The organism is Microbacterium phosphatis, assembly GCF_049177115.1.
GTDB lineage: Bacteria > Actinomycetota > Actinomycetes > Actinomycetales > Microbacteriaceae > Microbacterium > Microbacterium phosphatis.
Window position 1 is genome coordinate 1,961,079 of the sequence record NZ_CP185370.1, and the last position, 17,453, is coordinate 1,978,531.

Below are 17,453 nucleotides of genomic sequence, written 5' to 3' on the forward strand. Positions count from 1 at the left end.
GACAATGGAGGGATGAGCGAGCAGGCCACAAGCGAGCAGACCCCGCCTTCGACGCAGAAGCAGCCCCAGAGCGTTGTGAACCGACGCCAGCCCTATCCGCAGGGCTTCCTCGACACCATCTCGCAGGGCTGGGCCGAGCGCCCGGAGCAGATGCCGCCCCTTCGCGAGCAGGCGCCGTACGCGGCCGCCCGCCGTGCCGCGGTGTCGGAGGCGTTCCCCGGCAAGCGCCTCGTGATCCCCGCCGGCTCGCTCAAGCAGCGCAGCAACGACACCGACTACCCGTTCCGCGCGCACTCGGCGTTCACCCACCTCACCGGCTGGGCCAGCGACGCCGAGCCCGACTCCGTGCTGGTGTTCGAGCCGAACGGCGACGGCCACGACGTCACCCTGTACTTCCGCGAGCGGGCTGATCGCACCACCGCCGAGTTCTACGCGGACGCCACGATCGGCGAGTTCTGGATCGGGCCGCGGCCCGCCCTCCCCGGCATCGCCGGCGAGCTCGGCGTCGCGACCGCCCACCTCGACGCGTTCGAGCCGGGCGAGGACGACCTGGTGGTCGACGAGCACGACGACCTCACGCGCTTCGTCTCGGAGCTGCGTCTCACCAAGGACGCCTACGAGGTCGCCCAGATGCGCCTGGCCATCCAGGTCACCGCCGACGGCTTCGACGACATCATCCGCGAGCTGCCGCGGATCATCGAGCACCCGCGCGGCGAGCGCCTCGTCGAGGGAGTGTTCCACCAGCGCGCGCGCAGCGACGGCAACTGGGAGGGCTACGACACGATCGCCGCCTCCGGTCCGCACGCCTGCTTCCTGCACTGGACTCGCAACGACGGCCCCGTGCTGCCGGGCGACCTGATCCTCATCGACGCCGGTGCCGAGGTCGACAGCCTGTACACGGCCGACATCACGCGCACGCTGCCCGTCAGCGGCACCTTCACGCCGATCCAGCGCCGTGTGTACGAGACGGTCCGCGAGGCCGCCGACGCCGCATTCGCCGTCGCCCGTCCGGGCGTGAGGTTCCGCGAGGTGCACGCGGCGGCCATGGAGGTGCTCGCCCGCCGCACCGCCGAGTGGGGTCTGCTGCCCGTCACCGCTGAGGAGGCCCTCGATGCCGACCGCGGTGGCCAGCACCGCCGCTACATGGTGCACGGCACAAGCCACCACCTCGGGCTCGACGTGCATGACTGCGCCCAGGCGCGCCGCGAGATGTACTACGACGGTGTGCTCGAGCCCGGCATGGTCTTCACGATCGAGCCGGGACTGTACTTCCAGATCGACGACCTGACCGTCCCCGAGGAGTACCGCGGCATCGGCGTGCGCATCGAGGACGACATCCTCCTCACCGAGGACGGCCCGGTCAACCTCTCGTCCGCCCTCCCCCGCACCGCGGACGAGGTCGAGGCCTGGATGGCCCGGCTGCGCGGCTGATCAGCGGACGAACCCGCTCACGATCGGGGCGAGCTCCGCGCCGATCGTGAGCGGGTCGCGTCTGCGGCCGGCGACGGCGAATCCGTGATCGGCGCCCTCGATCCACGCGATGCGGGCATCCTGGCAGGTCGCCACAACCGCCTCGAACTGCTCGATCGGCTGGATGAACGTGTCGCGGGTGCCCTCGACGAACAGCTGCGGGAGCGCGATCGCCGGGAGGTGCTCGGCCCGCGGCTTCTCGGGCTTCCCCGGCGCGTGCAGCGGGTAGCCGAGGTACACCAGGCCCTCCACGGCGAGGTCGCCCTCAGCCGCGGCCATCGAGGCCATCCGGCCGCCGTACGACTTGCCCACGGCCCACACGGGCAGCCCGAGGCCCCCGGCGTGGGCCGCCACCGCGCGCCAGGTGACTACGGCGTCGGCCGGGCGACCGGGCATCCGCCGCCCCGCCTCGACGTAGGGGAAGTTGAAGCGCACGACCGTGATCCCGTCCGCGGCCAGCGCCCTCGCGAGGCCCTCGTAGAACGGGTGCGTCATCCCGGCGCCGGCGCCGTGCGCGAGCACCACGACCGCGCGCGGATCCTCAGCCGGATCCGTCGCGATCGAGACGTCGAGGCTCACGCGCGGTCGGCGTCCGGATCCTTCGGCGCCTCGGGCTGCGAGACGGGGGCGCTCGATGCGTCGCCCTCGGGCGTCCACACGGGCGTCTGCGGGACGACCGGCGTCGGCGGCACGGCGGGGGTGGCGGTGGGCGCCGACGGATCGACGCGGACACCGAAGCGGGGCGGCTCCTGCGCCACGGGGGGCGCGACCGGGGCGGCGGCCGGCTGCGCGGGGCGCGCGACGGCGACACCGCCCAGCACCTGACGCGCCTTGCCGTAGCTGCGCGACAGCACGGTCACCTCGTAGTGGTCGGCCGAGACCTGGGTCACGCTGGCGAAGTCGCGGCGACGGCGCACCATGGCATAGGTCGCGATCCGCAGGAGCATGCCCAGCGCGACCGCGACCAGCAGGTAGCCGGCGAACGATCCGAACGGCGCACCGGGGTTCCAGATGGCGATCATCGCGACGAACAGCAGGCCGAGCAGGGCGCCGTTGAGCGCGCCCGTCCAGGCGGCCTGCGCGTAGCCGAGGCGGCCGGTGACCTTCTCGACGGTGCGCAGCGCGGTGCCGACGATGGCGATGTCGGCAGCCGGCACCTCGCCCGCGATGAGCGAGGACACCGCCTTCTGCGCCGCTTCGTACTCCTTGAAGCTCGCGACCGTCTCGCCCGTCTCGAACGGCTTGCTCATCCCGCTCATCATGCTCATGCGCGCCATTCTCCCACGCGCCCCCATCCGGCGGGCCGAGGCGGGCACGGGGCCCGGGATCCGCGGATCGGCGGACTACGCTGGGAGCATGAGCACGCAGAGGGTATTCGCGGCGCGCCTGGCCGGGTGCGCTGTCTTCGACCCCGCGGGCGACCGGCTCGGCAAGGTCCGGGATGTCGTCGTCGTGTATCGAAGTAGCGGAGCCCCCCGCGTGATCGGGCTCGTGTGCGAGATCCCCGGGCGCCGTCAGGTGTTCGTGTCGATCGGCCGCGTGACCTCGATCTCGGCCGGCCAGGTCATCACCACCGGCCTCATCAACGTGCGCCGCTTCCAGCCTCGCGCCGACGAGGTGCGTGTGCTCGCCGAGGTCGTCGGTCGCCGCGTGCACTTCGTCGACGGATCGGGTTCCGCCGTCATCGAGGACGTCGCGATCGAGCCGAACCGCGTGGGCGACTGGGCCATCAGCCAGCTGTTCCTGCGGAAGCCGAAGACGAGCGCCTCGCCGTTCGCCAAGGGCCCCACGACGTTCGCCACCTGGGCCCAGGTGCGCGAGCAGCACACCCCGGGGCAGGCGCAGTCGGCCGAGGCCCTCGCCGCCAGCTACGCCGAGCTGCGCCCCGCCGACCTCGCCAACACGCTGCTCGATCTGCCCGAGGACCGCATGATCGAGGTCGCCGAGGAGCTCTCGGACGAGCGTCTCGCCGACGCCCTCGAGGAGATGCCCGAGGACGAGCAGGTGCACATCCTCGAGAAGCTCGGCGACGAGCGCGCCGCCGACGTCCTCGACGCCATGGAGCCCGACGACGCCGCCGACCTGCTGGCCGAGCTCGAGCCCGAGCGCTCCGAGGAGCTCCTGCAGCTCATGGAGCCCGAGGAGGCCGAGGACGTCCGCATGCTGCTGCGCTACGGCGCGGACACCGCGGGTGGTCTGATGACGCCCGAGCCGATCATCATGTCGGCCGACGCCACGATCGCCGAGGCGCTCGCCACGATCCGCCGCCACGAGCTGCACCCCGCCATCGCCGCGAGCGTGTTCGTGACGCTGCCCCCGTACGAGACCCCCACGGGGCGGTTCCTCGGCGCGGTGCACTTCCAGCGCATGCTGCGCTACCCGCCGCACGAGCGGATCGGCGCGATCCTCGACGACACGATCGAGCCGGTGCTCGTCACGGCCGGTGCGGCCGAGGTCGCTCGTCGCCTCGCGAGCTACGACCTCGTGTCGGTTCCGGTCGTGGATCAGGCGCGACGGCTGATGGGCGCGATCAGCGTCGACGACATGCTCGACTACCTGCTGCCCGACGACTGGCGCTCGCACGATGCCGACGAGCCGCTCCCCGCGGCCCCCACCACCGGCGCGATCCCGATTGTGAGGCGCGGATGATGGCGTCGCGCGACATGTCGCGCCCCGACGTCGTCCGCGGCCGCAAGCCCGTGCTCGTCACGACCACCGCTCCCAAGGGGCACGACCGCTTCGGTCGCGCCACCGAGTGGGTCGCGCGGGCGATGGGCACACCCACGTTCCTCATCGCGCTGACGCTGTTCTGCGTGGCGTGGATCACCTGGAACGCGACGATGCCCGTGGCCTGGCGCTTCGACTCGTCGGCGAACGGCTTCACCGCGCTCACCCTGGCGCTCTCGCTGCAGGCGTCGTACGCCGCTCCCCTGATCCTGCTCGCGCAGAACCGTCAGGACGATCGCGACCGCGTGCAGATCGAGCAGGATCGGCAGCGCGCCGAGCGCAACCTCGCCGACACCGAGTACCTGGCCCGCGAGATGGTCGCGCTGCGCCTGGCCCTCGGCGACATGGAGGAGCGCGTCGTCAGCCGCGACGTCCTGCGCGAGGAGCTCAAGGCCCTGCTGGAGGAGCTCGACACCCGCGGTGCCGAGCGCGACGCCGGCTCGAACCTCGATCGGCCGCGCGAATCATGACCGATCACTCCCTCGCGGACAGGGTCCGCGACGCGGTCGGGCGCGTGTCCGATCCCGAGCTGCGACGCCCGCTGTCCGAGCTCGACATGGTGCGCGGGGTCACGGCATCGGGATCGGACGTGCGCGTCGAGATCGCGCTGACGATCGTCGGATGCCCCGCCGCCGCGCGGATCGAGGCGGATGTGCGCGAGGCCGCCGAGTCGGTCGCGGGCACCGGCGCCGTGACGATCGACGTGGGGGTCATGACCCCCGCCGAGCGCCAGGCGCTCACCGCGCGCCTGCGCCCGGTCCGGGGCATGCCCTTCGGCCCGGAGTCGCTCACGCGCGTGATCGCCGTGACCAGCGGCAAGGGAGGCGTCGGCAAGTCGACCGTCACCGCGAACCTGGCGGTCGCGCTCGCGCAGCGGGGTCTGTCGGTGGGCCTCCTCGACGCCGACGTGCACGGGTTCTCGATCCCGCCGCTGCTCGGCCTCGCGAAGGACGGCGTCATCGCGCAGCCCACCCGCGTCGACCAGCTGATGCTGCCGCCCGTCGGGCACGGCGTGAAGGCGATCTCGATCGGCATGTTCCTGCAGGGGCCGGACAGCGCGGGCAACGCGGCCACGGGAGCGGTCGCGTGGCGAGGGCCGATGCTGCATCGCACGGTGCAGCAGTTCCTGACGGACGTCTACTTCGGCGACCTCGACGTGCTCCTGCTCGACATGCCCCCGGGAACGGGCGACGTGGCGATCTCGGTGGGGCAGCTGCTTCCGCACGCCGACGTGCTCGTCGTCACCACACCGCAGGCCGCCGCCTCCGACGTGGCGGTGCGCAGCGGTCTCGTCGCGCGTCAGACCGGCCAGCGCGTGATCGGGGTGGTCGAGAACATGGCCCCCATGACCCTGCCCGACGGCACCGTCATGGACCTGTTCGGATCCGGCGGCGGCGCCTCCGTCGCCGCGACCCTGTCCGAGGACGGCCACGAGGTGCCCGTGCTGGCCTCGATCCCTCTGAGCCAGGCCCTGCGCGCGTCGAGCGACGCCGGAGACCCCGTTGTGGTGTCCCACCCCGAGGACGCGGCCTCTCAGGAGATCGCGCGCCTCGCCGAGCGCATCGCGTCGCAGCCCCGCCGGCTCGCCGGTCGCAAGCTCCCCCTCAATCCCGCGCGCTGACCCCGCGCCGCGGGGTGGGGGTCAGGTGGCCTCGGCGTCGAAGGGCGGGGGCTCGGCGGCGGTGAAATGCTGCCGCACCATCGGGCCCGCGGGACGCGGCGGCGCGATCACGCGCTCGGGCGCCACGGCCGGAGGGGTGTCGTCCTCGAGCAGCGCCTCGCGGATGATGCGTCGCGGGTCGTACTGACGAGGGTCGAGCTTGCGCCAGTCGACGTCGTCGAACTCGGGGCCCATCTCCTCGCGGACACGCGTCTGGGCGCCCTGCGCGAAGGCGCGCACGCGCTTCACGGTCTGGGCGAGGAGCTCGGCGTAGCGCGGCAGTCGCTCGGGCCCGATCAGCAGCCCCGCGATCGCGGCGATCAGCAGCACCTTCTCGAAGGTGAGGCCGAAGAACATGGCGTCCAGCCTACCCGCCGCGCCTGTGATGCCCGCGCGGCGGTCGACCGTAGGCTGGGAGCCGAGCAGGAGGTCTGAATGAGCGAGCATGACGCCATCGCGAGGTTCGCACGCGAGACGGTGATCGAGCCGGAGCACATCGCCCGCGCGCGACAGCACGCGCTCGAGCTCGGCGCGGCGCCGATCAGCGCCGGTGTGGGGGCGCAGTGCGCCGTCATCGCCGCGGCCACGGACGCCCGCTCGATCATCGAGATCGGCACGGGCGCCGGTGTGTCGGGTCTGTGGCTGCTGCGCGGTGCGCCCCGGGCCGTCCTGACCACCATCGACCACGAGCCCGAGCACCTGGCCGCCGCCCGTCAGGCGTTCACGCACGCCCGCATCACCGCCACGCGCGCTCGCCTCATCACCGGGCGAGCCGCCGACGTGCTGCCCCGCATGAACGAGGCCTCCTACGACGTCGTGCTGGTCGACGCCGACGCCGAGAACGTCCTCGACTACGTCGAGCACGGCCTCCGCCTCGTGCGCGCGGGCGGCACCGTCCTCGTCCCCCGCGTGCTGAACGGGCGCGTCGCCGATCCGGTCGCCCGCGATGCGGTGACGTCGGCGTACCGCACGCTCCTGCGGGAGACGCAGGACTCCCCCGCCGTGATCGCCGCGATCTCGACGATCGGCGAGGGTCTGCTGCAGCTCACCACCGTCGCCGACTGACGACGGCGGACGCAGAGAGGCCGGATCCCGAAGGATCCGGCCTCTCGCGTAAAACCGTGGCTCAGGCGCCGACGACAGCGGCGAGGACGCCGTGAAGCTCCTTCGCCTCGTCGTCGTTGACGGAGACGACCAGGCGGCCGCCACCCTCGAGCGGAACGCGCACGATGATGAGGCGCCCCTCCTTCACGGCCTCCATCGGTCCGTCACCGGTTCTGGGCTTCATGGCTGCCATGTTCGGCTTCCTTTCGTCGAGGTCTCCCACAGCAAGTTTACCGGTCACGCGCCAGATGGCTCACTTTCAGGGCCCCCTGAGGCGCGATATGCCGGGAGATTCAGGGAATCTGCCAGAACGTATTCCCGCTTCCGTACATGATCGCGATCCAGAGCCACTGTCCGAGGAGGCACAGCGCGAGGGTGATCAGGCGCCCCGCACGCGAGCGCGGTGCGGCCCCCCACAGCGGCGACAGCGGCAGCAGCAGGCGGAAGGTGCTGGACTGCGGGAAGAACACCGCGAGCAGGTAGAGCACGTAGCTCGCCGACCACAGCTGCACCTCGGGGCCCAGGGCGCGCACCCGGCGCGAGAGCAGCGCGGCCGCGGTGCCGAGCACAAGCACGGCGAGCGCCGCATAGCCGATCCACGTGGGGAGCCCCCAGAGCGAGAACCACAGCGGCGCGGCACGGATCCAGCCCTCGAACGGCACGAACCCGGTCGTGTCGGGCAGCCAGCCCCGACGCCACGCGATCTCGGTCTGCAGGTAGGCGTCGGGCACGCCCGTCACGACGGCCGCGATCACCTGCCACGAGAACCCGACGAGCACCGCGAGCGCCCCCAGCGCGAGGATGTGCAGGACCTCGCGAACGGGAAGCGGATCGGAGCGGCGGCGCCACCAGCGGTGCACGCCGTAGAGGCCCAGCAGCAGCGCGAAGGCGAGGATCCCGGGGCGGGTGTAGCCCATCAGCGGGATCAGCAGGTACAGCCACCCCCACCGCCGCGCGCTCAGCGCCCACAGCGCCAGCAGCAGGAAGGCGACGAACAGCGCCTCCGCGTAGCCGACCTGGAACATCGCCGCCAGCGGCGCCGAGGCGAACAGGGTCACCGCCCACGTCGCCGCGCCGTCGTCGACCCGCCGACGCAGCAGGCCGTGCAGCGCGAGACACGCCACGAACCCGGCCGCGAGCGAGACGACGAGGGCGCCCGCGCCCCAGGCGCCGAACCCCACGAGACGCGCGAGATGGGCGTAGACCGGCATAAACGCCCAGGCGTTCTCGGCGACGGTGCCGCCCTCGGCGAGCGGAAGCTCGTGGGGGTAGCCGGAGACCGCCACCAGCCAGTACCACTGCGCGTCCCACCCGAGCACGTAGTCGATGAGCGACGGATCCGCGCCGAACCGCGATCCGGCCGGGGATCCCGACGCCACGAGCAGCATGATCGCCGTCGTCACCAGGCGCGAGAGGCCGTAGATCAGCGCGATCCGCGCCGCCACGGGCCAGCCGCGCCACGAGTCGCCCGCGCGGGCGAGGACCGGCGTCAGGCCGACGTGGTCAGCCACGCCCGGAGCCCCCGCTCGACCTCCTCGATCTGCGAGACGCGCACGCGCTCCTCGTCGTGATGCGCGAGCAGCGGGTCGCCGGGGCCGTAGTTCACGGCGGGCACACCGAGCTTCGAGAAGCGCGCCACGTCGGTCCAGCCGTACTTGGGCTTGGGCGTGCCGCCCACCGCGCGCACGAAGTCCTGCGCGAGCGGGGCGTCGAGCCCCGGCCGGGCGCCGCCCGAGAGGTCGGTGATCTCGATGTCGAAGCCCTGCAGCACGCTGCGGAGGTGTGCGACGGCCTCGTCCTCCGAGCGGCTGGGGGCGAAGCGGAAGTTCACCTCGACCTCGCAGAGGTCCGGGATCACGTTGCCGGCGACCCCGCCCGTGATGCGCACGGCGTTGAGCCCCTCGCGGTAGTCGAGCCCGTCGACCGAGATGGTGCGGGGGCGGTACTCGGCCAGCCGGGCCAGGATCGGGGCGGCCGCGTGGATCGCGTTCTCGCCGATCCAGGCGCGCGCGCTGTGCGCCCGCACGCCCTTGGTCCGCACGATCGCGCGGAGGGTGCCGTTGCAGCCGCCCTCGACGACGCCCGCCGTCGGCTCGCCGAGGATCGCGAAGTCGCCCTCGAACAGATCGGGGCGGTTGGCCGCGAGGCGGGTGAGCCCGCTCAGCTCGGCGGCGACCTCCTCGTGGTCGTACCAGAGCCAGGTGATGTCCACCGAGGGGGCGGTCAGCTCGGCCGCGAGCTTGAGCTGCACGGCGACGCCCGCCTTCATGTCGACCGTGCCGCGCCCCCAGATGTACGCCTCGCCATCGATCTCGATGTCGCGCGTGGGCACGTTGTCGTTGCTGGGCACGGTGTCGATGTGGCCGGCGATCACCACGCGCTGCGCGCGCCCGAGGTTCGTGCGCGCCACGATCGTGTCGCCGTCGCGGTGCACCTCGAGGTGCCCGAGCGGCCGCACCGCCGCCTCGATCAGATCGGCCAGCGCCGCCTCGTCGTCGGACACGCTCGGCACGTCGCAGATCGCACGGGTGATGTCCGGCGAAGACGCCGTCAGATCCAAAGCCATGCCCTCAGCCTAGGCGGCGCGTATCAGCGACCCGGTGCCCTCAATAGAATCGGGACCATGACTGAAAACCTGGTTTCCGGTGTCGGGCTCGCCACGATCGCCGCGGACGGGACGGTGCTGGACACCTGGTTCCCGTCGCCGCGTGCCGGTCGCGCCGGAGACGTGACCGACGAGGTCGAGAGCCTGGATCGCTTCGCCGCTCCCGATGACCGTCGCAACGTGACCATCGAGGTCGTGACCCTCGAGATCGACCTGGCCCTCGCCCCGGCCTCCACGTCGGACGCCTACCTGCGCCTGCACGCACTGTCGCACCGCCTGGTGAAGCCGAACGAGCTGAACCTCGACGGCATCTTCGCGCACCTCCCGAACGTGGCCTGGACGAACGCGGGCCCGATGCACCCGGCCGACGCGATCCGCCTGCGCCCGTTCCTGCAGCGCGACGGCATCCAGGTCGTCTCGCTCGACAAGTTCCCGCGGCTGACCGACTACGTCGCCCCGGAGGGCGTGCGCATCGCCGACGCCTCGCGGGTGCGCCTGGGCGCCTACCTCTCCCCCGGCACGACGGTCATGCACGAGGGCTTCGTGAACTTCAACGCCGGCACCCTCGGCAACTCGATGATCGAGGGGCGTGTGTCGCAGGGCGTCGTCATCGGCGACGGCTCGGACATCGGCGGCGGCGCGTCGATCATGGGCACGCTGTCGGGCGGCGGCAAGCACCGCGTCTCGTTCGGGGCGCGCTCGCTGCTCGGCGCGAACGCCGGCGTGGGCATCTCGATCGGCGACGACTGCGTGGTCGAGGCAGGTCTCTACCTGACCGCCGGCACCAAGGTGATCCTGGTCGACGAGGAGCCGAACGCGGACGGATCGCCGCGCGTCGCGAAGGGAGCGCAGCTGTCCGGATCGAGCGGCCTGCTGTTCCTGCGCAACTCGCTCACGGGCGCGATCGAGGCGCGTCGCCGCAAGGGCGTGGGCGTCACCCTCAACGCCGCCCTGCACGCGTAGCCGCACGCGCGACGACGAAGGCCGCGATCCCCGAGGGGGTCGCGGCCTTCGTCATCGAGCGGTGGCCGGATCAGGCTCCGGGGTACGCGCGCTCCGGCGAACCGGTGAACAGCTGCTGCGGGCGGCCGATCTTGGTCTTCGGGTCGAGCTGCAGCTCGCGCCAGTGGGCGAGCCAGCCGGGCAGGCGCCCCATCGCGAACAGCACGGTGAACATCCGCGTCGGGAAGCCCATCGCCTTGTAGATGACGCCCGTGTAGAAGTCGACGTTCGGGTACAGACGACGCTCCTTGAAGTAGTCGTCCTCCAGCGCGATCGCCTCGAGCTCCTTGGCCAGATCGAGCAGCGGGTCGTGGACGCCCAGCTGCTCGAGCACCTCGTCGGCCGAGTGCTTGACGAGCTTCGCGCGCGGGTCGTAGTTCTTGTAGACGCGGTGCCCGAAGCCCATGAGCTTCACGCCCTCTTCCTTGTTCTTGACCTTCTCGACGAAGCGCTTGACTCCCTGACCCGACTCCTGGATCTGGGCGAGCATCGTGAGCACGGCCTCATTGGCGCCGCCGTGCAACGGGCCCGAGAGGGCGTGGATGCCGGCCGAGACCGAGGCGAACTGGTCGGCACCGGTGGAGCCGACGAGACGGACCGTCGAGGTCGACGCGTTCTGCTCGTGGTCCTCGTGCAGGATCAGCAGGCGCTCGAGCGCGCGCGACATCACGGGGTTGACCTCGTAGTCCTCGCTGCGCACGCCGAAGTTCAGCTTCAGGAAGTTGTCGACGAAGCTCAGCGAGTTGTCCGGGTACAGGAACGACTGGCCGATGCTCTTCTTGTGCGCGTAGGCCGCGATGACCGGCAGCTTCGCGAGCAGGCGGATCATGTTGAGCTCGACGTGCTCGGGGTTGTTCGGGTCGGACTCGTTCTCGTAGTAGGTCGAGAGCGCCGACACGCCGGACGAGAGCACGGCCATGGGGTGCGCGGTGTGCGGCAGAGCCGTGAAGAAGCGGTCCTTCAGGTCCTCGTGCAGCAGCGTGTGGTGACGGATCTTGTCGTCGAACTCGGCCAGCTGGTCGGCCGTGGGCAGCTCGCCGTAGATGAGCAGCCAGGCCACCTCGAGGTAGCTCGAGTGGGTCGCGAGGTGCTCGATCGGGTAGCCGCGATAGCGCAGGATGCCCTGGTCGCCGTCGATGTAGGTGATGTCCGAGCGCGTGGCCGCCGTGTTCACGAAGCCGTAGTCGAGCGCGGTGTAGCCGGTCTGGCGCGTCAGCGACGACACGTCGATGCTCGATGCCCCGCTCGTGGCCTGCAGGACCGGGAATTCGGCGGTCTTGTCGCCGATCGTGAGTGTGGCCTTCTCAGGCAGCTGTCCCGCGTTGCTCACGGCGCCTCCTTGCGATGTCTGTCGCGATTCGTTGTCGCATTCAGGGGGAGTCGATGACGCACAGGAATGACGTGCGCATCTCGTACAGCCTAGCCGTTGACAGTAACCGGTCCCGACGAGCGCAGGCGCTCGGCGGCGGCCGCGATGCGCTCGTCGCTCGCGGTGAGCGACAGGCGCACGTGCTGCGGGTGGTGGGCGCCGTAGAACACGCCGGGACCCGCGAGGATGCCCAGATCGGCGAGCCGTCCCATCGACTCCCAGGCGTCGCGCCCCTCCGTGACCCACAGATAGAGCCCCGCCTCGCTGCGCTCGACCGTGAAGCCGGCCGCCTCGACGGCGGGCTTCAGCGTCGCGCGACGCGCGCGATAGAGCGCCTTCTGCTCCTGGACGTGCGCGTCGTCGCCGAGCGCGACGGCCATGGCGTGCTGCACCGGCGCGGGCGGCATAAGCCCGAGGTGCTTGCGGGCCGTCGTCAGGTCGGCCACGATCCGGGCGCAGCCCGCCAGGAACGCCGCACGGTAGCCCGCGAGGTTCGACTGCTTGCTGAGGGAGTACACCGCCAGCACGTTCGCTCGGCTGTCGCCGACCACCCGCGGGTCGAGGATGCTCGGCACCGGCTCGACATCCCACGGCGCGTCCCAGCCCAGCTCGGCGTAGCACTCGTCGCCGGCGATGACGGCGCCGAGCTCGCGCGCGCGGGCCACGGCCCGGCGCAGTTCGTCGACGTCCCACACGCGGCCGTCGGGGTTGCCCGGCGAGTTCACCCAGATGAGCTTCGTGCCCTCGGGCCACTCATCGGGATCGTCGGAGGCGAGGGCGGTCGCGCCGGCCACCACCGCGCCGACCTCGTAGGTGGGGTACGCCGCCCGCGGGTGGACGACGATGTCGCCCGCGCCGAGGCCCAGCAGGGTCGGCAGCAGCGCGACGAGCTCCTTCGAGCCGATCGTCGGCAGCACGTTGCGCGGCTCGAGACCCGGGACCCCGCGCCGGCGGTCGAACCACGCGGCGATGGCCTCACGCAGCTGCGGGGATCCGACGGTGGCCGGGTACGCGTGCGCGTCGGTGGCCTCGGTCAGCGCGCGGCGGACGACGTCGGGGGTCGGGTCGACGGGCGAGCCGATCGACAGGTCGACGAGGCCGCCCGCATGGGCACGCGCGCGCTCGGCGTACGGCGCGACGGCGTCCCAGGGGTAGTCGGCGAGGTCGCGGACGCTCACGTCGACGCACCCCGCTCACGAGGTGCGGGCGCCACGGCCAGGATCAGTGACCCTCGCCCTGCGGGGGCAGGGCGGCGATGAGGGGGTGGTCCTTGGGGATCACGCCGGTCTTGGCGGCGCCGCCCGGGGAGCCGACCTCGTCGAAGAACTCGACGTTGGCCTTGTAGTAGTCCTGCCACTCGTCGGGCAGGTCGTCCTCGTAGTAGATGGCCTCGACGGGGCACACGGGCTCGCAGGCACCGCAGTCGACGCACTCGTCCGGGTGGATGTAGAGGCTGCGCTCACCCTCGTAGATGCAGTCGACCGGGCACTCGTCGATGCACGCGCGATCCTTCACATCCACACAGGGCAGGGCGATCACATAAGTCACGCGTCGATTCTACGCGTCTCCGGCGACTCGTCCTCGGCCCCGCTCTGCGAGACGGGCGTGAGTGTGCGGAACCGGGACACGTCGGGCCAGGCGCCGATCAGCAGCACCACACCGGTCGCGGCGTACGTCCACACGACGCCGATCGGGAACTCGCCCTCGGCCGCCTGCGGCACCACGACGGATCCGCCGGGACCCGTGCCCGAGAACAGCAGCACGGCACCGAGCAGCGCGAGGCCGGCGATCCAGGTGATCCACCGGCTCTCGATGAGCAGCCGCAGGCCGATGAGCAGCGCCGCGCAGCCGAGCAGCGCGAGGATCAGCCCGACGGGCAGGACGCCCCACCGGAACGCATGCGCGATCGTGCCGGCGATGCCGAAGATCCCGCCCGTCACGACGGCGAAGACGGCGAGGAGGATCCGGGTGGGCCAGCGCATGGATCCAGGCTACGCGGCCCAGCCGAGCAGCCGGAGAAGGGCCGCCACCACCGCGGCCGCGACCACCACCACGAGGAACGACTGCCGCAGCAACAGCAGCACGCCGGCGACGATGACGGCCGGCACCCGCGCGTCGACCACCAGCGCCTGATCCGATCCGAGCGTCTGCACGGCGACGAGCGAGGCCAGCAGCGCGACGGTGAGGAGATCGGTGATGCGCGCGGGGCGGGGCCGCTCGAACCACTCGGGCGGCGTCAGGTATCCCGCGAGCTTCAGGGCGAGCACGATGCAGCCGCCGAGCAGGATCGCTCCCCACAGCGTCATCGCGTCTCCTCCCCCGCCGTCGTCGTCGGTCGGCCGAGCCAGTTGAACCACCCGACGACGATCGCCACCACGGCGGCCAGCATGACCGGCAGCCCCGGCATCAGCCACGGCGTCAGCGCAGCGGCGACGACGGCCGCGGCGGCGCCCACCGCGATGGCCTGGCGCGACCGCAGGCGCGGCCACAGCAGCGCGAGGAAGGCCGCCGCCGCGGCGGCGTCCAGGCCGTAGGCGCGGACATCGCCCAGCACGTCGCCCAGCACGCCGCCGAGAAGCGTGCCGAGGTTCCATCCGACGTAGATCGCCAGGCCCGTCGCCCAGAAGCCGATCCGGCGCGCGCGGCTCTCGGTGTGGGCGAGCGCGACGGCCGTGGACTCGTCGATCGTGAACTGCGCCGCGGCGATCCGGTGCCACCAGCTGAGCCCGACGACGGGGTTCATCCGCACGGCATAGGCCGCGTTGCGCACGCCGAGCAGAGCCGCCGACGCGATGGCCGTGGGCGCGGCGGCCAGCCCGCCCGAGGCGATCACGCCGATGAACGCGAACTGCGATCCGCCGCTGAACATCAGCAGGCTGAGCACGCACGTCTGCCAGAGGTCGAGCCCCGCCAGCACGCCCAGCGCGCCGAACGAGATGCCGTAGGCGCTCGTGGGGATCGCCACGGCGATCGACTGCCGCCAGGCGCTGCGATCCTCCGCGGTGAGGGGCGCGCGGGACGAGGTCACCGGATCGAGACTACCGGCGGGTCGAGCGGCGCTCACCGCTCGAAGCGCGCGACGTCGGAGCCGTCGGCGGCGCGCAGGATCCGGGCCCGCATCTCGTCGTCCAGGTCGCCGAGATCGGAGAGCGAGCGCCAGAACGCCTCGCTGTTCTCGCCGTCGGCGGGGCGCGGATCGCCGGACACGTACCGGCAGCGGAAGACGAGATCGAGGAACTGCGAGCGATCGCCGTTGGGGTACGTGGTCGGGGCGAGGGTGTGCACCCAGACGAGCGCCTCCGCGACGGCCACCACATCCGCTTCTTCGAGCGTCTCGCGCTCGGCCGCGGTCGCGGGCTCCTCGCCCGGATCGATGATCCCCGTCACGGGGGTCAGGCGCCCGTTGTCGGCGCGGCGGACGAGCAGCACCTCCCGGGCCTCGCCGTCACCGCGCAGCACCACCGCGGTGACGCCGCTCAGCCACAGCGGATCCGTCCCGATCTTCTCGCGCAGGGACAGGACGAAATCGGGGGTGGCCATGGACCGATCCTATGAAAGGCGAGAGGGCCGGACGGTCACCCGTCCGGCCCTCTTCGTCAGCTGCGGAGGATCAGCCCTGCTTCTTAGCGCGCGAGGCGGCGCGGCCGCGCTCGGTCGCATCCAGGATGACCTTGCGGATGCGCACGGCCTCCGGGGTGACCTCGACGCACTCGTCCTCGCGGGCGAACTCGAGCGACTCCTCGAGCGACAGCAGGCGCGGCGGCGTCATCGACTCGAACGAGTCGGCGTTCGCCGAGCGCATGTTGGTGAGCTTCTTCTCCTTGGTGATGTTCACGTCCATGTCGTCGGCGCGCGAGTTCTCGCCCACGACCATGCCCTCGTAGACCTCCTCGGTCGGTCGGACGAAGAACGACATGCGCTCCTGCAGGCCGATGATCGCGAAGGGGGTGACCACACCCGAGCGGTCGGCGACGATCGAGCCGTTCTGACGCGCCACGATCTGCCCGGCCCAGTCGCCGTAGCCGTGCGAGATCGCGTTGGCGATGCCGGTGCCGCGCGTGATCGAGAGGAACTCGGTGCGGAAGCCGATGAGACCGCGCGAGGGCACGATGAACTCCATGCGGATCCAGCCGGTGCCGTGGTTGACCATGTTGTCCATGCGGCCCTTGCGGTTCGCCATGAGCTGGGTCACGGCGCCGAGGTGCTCCTCGGGGACGTCGATCGTCAGGTGCTCGTAGGGCTCCTGCGTCTTGCCGTTCTCGCCCTTGCGGGTGACGACCTGCGGCTTGCCCACGGTGAGCTCGAAGCCCTCGCGGCGCATGTTCTCGACGAGGATGGCGAGCTGGAGCTCACCACGACCCTGCACCTCCCACGCGTCGGGGCGGCCGATGTCGTTCACGCGGATCGACACGTTTCCGATGAGCTCGCGGTCGAGGCGCTCCTTGACCATGCGGGCGGTGAGCTTGTGACCCTTGACCTTGCCGACCAGCGGCGAGGTGTTGGTGCCGATGGTCATCGAGATCGAGGGCTCGTCGACCGTGATCTGCGGCAGCGGGCGCACGTCGTTGGGGTCGGCGATGGTCTCGCCGATCATGATGTCCTCGAAGCCCGCGATCACGGCGATGTCGCCGGGGCCGGCCTTCTCGGCCGGGTAGCGGTCGAGGGCCTTGGTCATCAGCAGCTCGGTGATGCGCGCGTTCTGCGTCGTGCCGTCCTGGCGGACCCACGCGACCGTCTGGCCCTTCTTGAGCTCGCCGTTGAAGACGCGCAGCAGCGCGAGGCGGCCGAGGAACGAGGACGAGTCGAGGTTCGTCACCCACGCCTGCAGCGGCGCCTCGTCGTCGTACTCGGGAGCCGGGATGTGCTTGAGGATCGCCTCGAACAGCGGCTCGAGGTCGTCGTTGTCGGGCAGCTCGCCGTTCGCGGGGCGGTTCTGCGAGGCGGCACCGGCGCGACCGGAGGCGTAGACCACCGGGACATCGAGAAGCGCGTCGACGTCGAGGTCCGGCACGTCGTCCTGGAGGTCGCTGGCGAGACCGAGCAGCAGGTCGTGGGCCTCCTCCTCGACCTCCTCGATGCGCGCGTCGGGGCGGTCCGTCTTGTTGACGAGGAGGATGACGGGCAGCTTCGACTCGAGCGCCTTGCGCAGCACGAAGCGGGTCTGGGGCAGCGGGCCCTCGGACGCGTCGACCAGCAGCACAACACCGTGCACCATCGACAGACCGCGCTCGACCTCGCCGCCGAAGTCGGCGTGACCCGGGGTGTCGATCACGTTGATGGTGATCGGCGTGTCGGTGTGCTTGCCCTTGTAGGTGATCGCCGTGTTCTTGGCGAGGATCGTGATGCCCTTCTCGCGCTCGAGATCGTTCGAGTCCATCGCGCGGTCCTCGACGTGGGCGTGATCGCCGAACGAGCCGGTCTGGCGGAGCATGGCGTCGACCAGCGTGGTCTTGCCGTGGTCGACGTGCGCGACGATGGCCACGTTTCGGAGGTCAGAGCGGAGGGCGCGCGCCATG

General features: G+C 71.5%; 20 protein-coding genes. 6 read left to right on the forward strand and 14 right to left on the reverse strand.

The features are described from left to right. Positions 1-12 precede the first annotated feature (12 nt). A complete protein-coding gene (locus tag ACOKGD_RS09395; RefSeq protein WP_342334443.1) occupies positions 13-1,431 on the forward strand; it encodes an aminopeptidase P family protein in 1,419 nt (472 codons plus the stop codon). Here the strand turns inward: ACOKGD_RS09395 and ACOKGD_RS09400 are convergent, their stop codons facing one another. Further along, positions 1,432-2,049 (reverse strand): alpha/beta hydrolase family protein, encoded by a 618-nt coding sequence (locus ACOKGD_RS09400; protein ID WP_342334442.1) that lies wholly within the window; start codon positions 2,047-2,049, stop codon positions 1,432-1,434. Beyond that, the gene (locus ACOKGD_RS09405) at positions 2,046-2,738 is read right to left on the reverse strand and encodes a general stress protein (protein WP_342334441.1); all 693 of its coding nucleotides are present in this window, start codon (positions 2,736-2,738) and stop codon (positions 2,046-2,048) included. The genes ACOKGD_RS09400 and ACOKGD_RS09405 overlap by 4 nt, the downstream gene beginning before the upstream one ends. Before the next feature lie 88 nt (positions 2,739-2,826). Here ACOKGD_RS09405 and ACOKGD_RS09410 point away from each other — a divergent pair, with 88 nt between their 5' ends. From ACOKGD_RS09410 to ACOKGD_RS09420, 3 genes are read left to right on the forward strand one after another with little or no spacing between them, the layout of a single operon-like run. Beyond that, positions 2,827-4,119, forward strand: coding sequence for a magnesium transporter MgtE N-terminal domain-containing protein (locus tag ACOKGD_RS09410; RefSeq protein ID WP_342334440.1), 1,293 nt, complete (start codon positions 2,827-2,829; stop codon positions 4,117-4,119). Then, entirely contained in the window at positions 4,119-4,667 is a 549-nt protein-coding gene (locus ACOKGD_RS09415) for a DUF1003 domain-containing protein (RefSeq protein WP_342334439.1), read from the forward strand. Before ACOKGD_RS09410 ends, ACOKGD_RS09415 begins: the two co-directional genes overlap by 1 nt. Next, a complete protein-coding gene (locus ACOKGD_RS09420; RefSeq protein WP_342334438.1) occupies positions 4,664-5,818 on the forward strand; it encodes an Mrp/NBP35 family ATP-binding protein in 1,155 nt (384 codons plus the stop codon). Before ACOKGD_RS09415 ends, ACOKGD_RS09420 begins: the two co-directional genes overlap by 4 nt. A 21-nt stretch (positions 5,819-5,839) precedes the next feature. On the opposite strand, the gene ACOKGD_RS09425 is transcribed toward ACOKGD_RS09420, so the two are convergent. After that, complete coding sequence (locus ACOKGD_RS09425) at positions 5,840-6,214, reverse strand: Sec-independent protein translocase TatB (protein WP_342334437.1); 375 nt, start codon at positions 6,212-6,214, stop codon at positions 5,840-5,842. Between the two features lie 78 nt (positions 6,215-6,292). On the opposite strand from ACOKGD_RS09425, the gene ACOKGD_RS09430 reads away from it, so the two are divergent. After that, complete coding sequence (locus ACOKGD_RS09430) at positions 6,293-6,922, forward strand: O-methyltransferase (protein ID WP_342334436.1); 630 nt, start codon at positions 6,293-6,295, stop codon at positions 6,920-6,922. A gap of 61 nt (positions 6,923-6,983) precedes the next feature. Here ACOKGD_RS09430 and ACOKGD_RS09435 read toward each other — a convergent pair whose 3' ends face one another. From ACOKGD_RS09435 to dapE, 3 genes are all read right to left on the reverse strand, one after another. Continuing rightward, entirely contained in the window at positions 6,984-7,154 is a 171-nt protein-coding gene (locus ACOKGD_RS09435; RefSeq protein ID WP_342334435.1) for a DUF3117 domain-containing protein, read from the reverse strand. 100 nt (positions 7,155-7,254) lie between these two features. Beyond that, positions 7,255-8,472 (reverse strand): hypothetical protein, encoded by a 1,218-nt coding sequence (locus tag ACOKGD_RS09440; RefSeq protein WP_342334434.1) that lies wholly within the window; start codon positions 8,470-8,472, stop codon positions 7,255-7,257. Continuing rightward, a complete protein-coding gene (gene dapE / locus ACOKGD_RS09445) occupies positions 8,451-9,527 on the reverse strand; it encodes a succinyl-diaminopimelate desuccinylase (protein WP_342334433.1) in 1,077 nt (358 codons plus the stop codon). Before dapE ends, ACOKGD_RS09440 begins: the two co-directional genes overlap by 22 nt. A 57-nt stretch (positions 9,528-9,584) precedes the next feature. Between dapE and dapD the strand changes: the two genes are divergently transcribed. Next, positions 9,585-10,529, forward strand: a complete 945-nt coding sequence (gene dapD, locus ACOKGD_RS09450) for a 2,3,4,5-tetrahydropyridine-2,6-dicarboxylate N-succinyltransferase (protein WP_342334432.1) — start codon at positions 9,585-9,587, stop codon at positions 10,527-10,529. 70 nt (positions 10,530-10,599) lie between these two features. Here the strand turns inward: dapD and ACOKGD_RS09455 are convergent, their stop codons facing one another. From ACOKGD_RS09455 to typA, 8 genes are all read right to left on the reverse strand, one after another. Continuing rightward, positions 10,600-11,898, reverse strand: a complete 1,299-nt coding sequence (locus ACOKGD_RS09455) for a citrate synthase (RefSeq protein WP_342334431.1) — start codon at positions 11,896-11,898, stop codon at positions 10,600-10,602. 89 nt (positions 11,899-11,987) lie between these two features. Then, positions 11,988-13,115, reverse strand: a complete 1,128-nt coding sequence (gene dapC / locus ACOKGD_RS09460; RefSeq protein WP_342334430.1) for a succinyldiaminopimelate transaminase — start codon at positions 13,113-13,115, stop codon at positions 11,988-11,990. A gap of 43 nt (positions 13,116-13,158) precedes the next feature. Next, positions 13,159-13,485, reverse strand: a complete 327-nt coding sequence (gene fdxA, locus ACOKGD_RS09465) for a ferredoxin (protein WP_342334428.1) — start codon at positions 13,483-13,485, stop codon at positions 13,159-13,161. After that, complete coding sequence (locus ACOKGD_RS09470; protein ID WP_342334427.1) at positions 13,482-13,919, reverse strand: histidinol dehydrogenase; 438 nt, start codon at positions 13,917-13,919, stop codon at positions 13,482-13,484. The genes fdxA and ACOKGD_RS09470 overlap by 4 nt, the downstream gene beginning before the upstream one ends. A gap of 9 nt (positions 13,920-13,928) precedes the next feature. Further along, positions 13,929-14,243, reverse strand: coding sequence for an AzlD domain-containing protein (locus tag ACOKGD_RS09475; protein ID WP_342334426.1), 315 nt, complete (start codon positions 14,241-14,243; stop codon positions 13,929-13,931). Continuing rightward, the gene (locus ACOKGD_RS09480; RefSeq protein WP_342334425.1) at positions 14,240-14,965 is read right to left on the reverse strand and encodes an AzlC family ABC transporter permease; all 726 of its coding nucleotides are present in this window, start codon (positions 14,963-14,965) and stop codon (positions 14,240-14,242) included. Before ACOKGD_RS09480 ends, ACOKGD_RS09475 begins: the two co-directional genes overlap by 4 nt. Positions 14,966-14,997: 32 nt before the next feature. Further along, positions 14,998-15,477 (reverse strand): NUDIX hydrolase, encoded by a 480-nt coding sequence (locus tag ACOKGD_RS09485; RefSeq protein ID WP_342334424.1) that lies wholly within the window; start codon positions 15,475-15,477, stop codon positions 14,998-15,000. 70 nt (positions 15,478-15,547) lie between these two features. Continuing rightward, on the reverse strand, positions 15,548-17,452 hold the full coding sequence (gene typA, locus ACOKGD_RS09490) for a translational GTPase TypA (RefSeq protein WP_342334423.1): 1,905 nt from the start codon (positions 17,450-17,452) through the stop codon (positions 15,548-15,550). Between the last annotated feature and the right edge of the window lies 1 nt (position 17,453).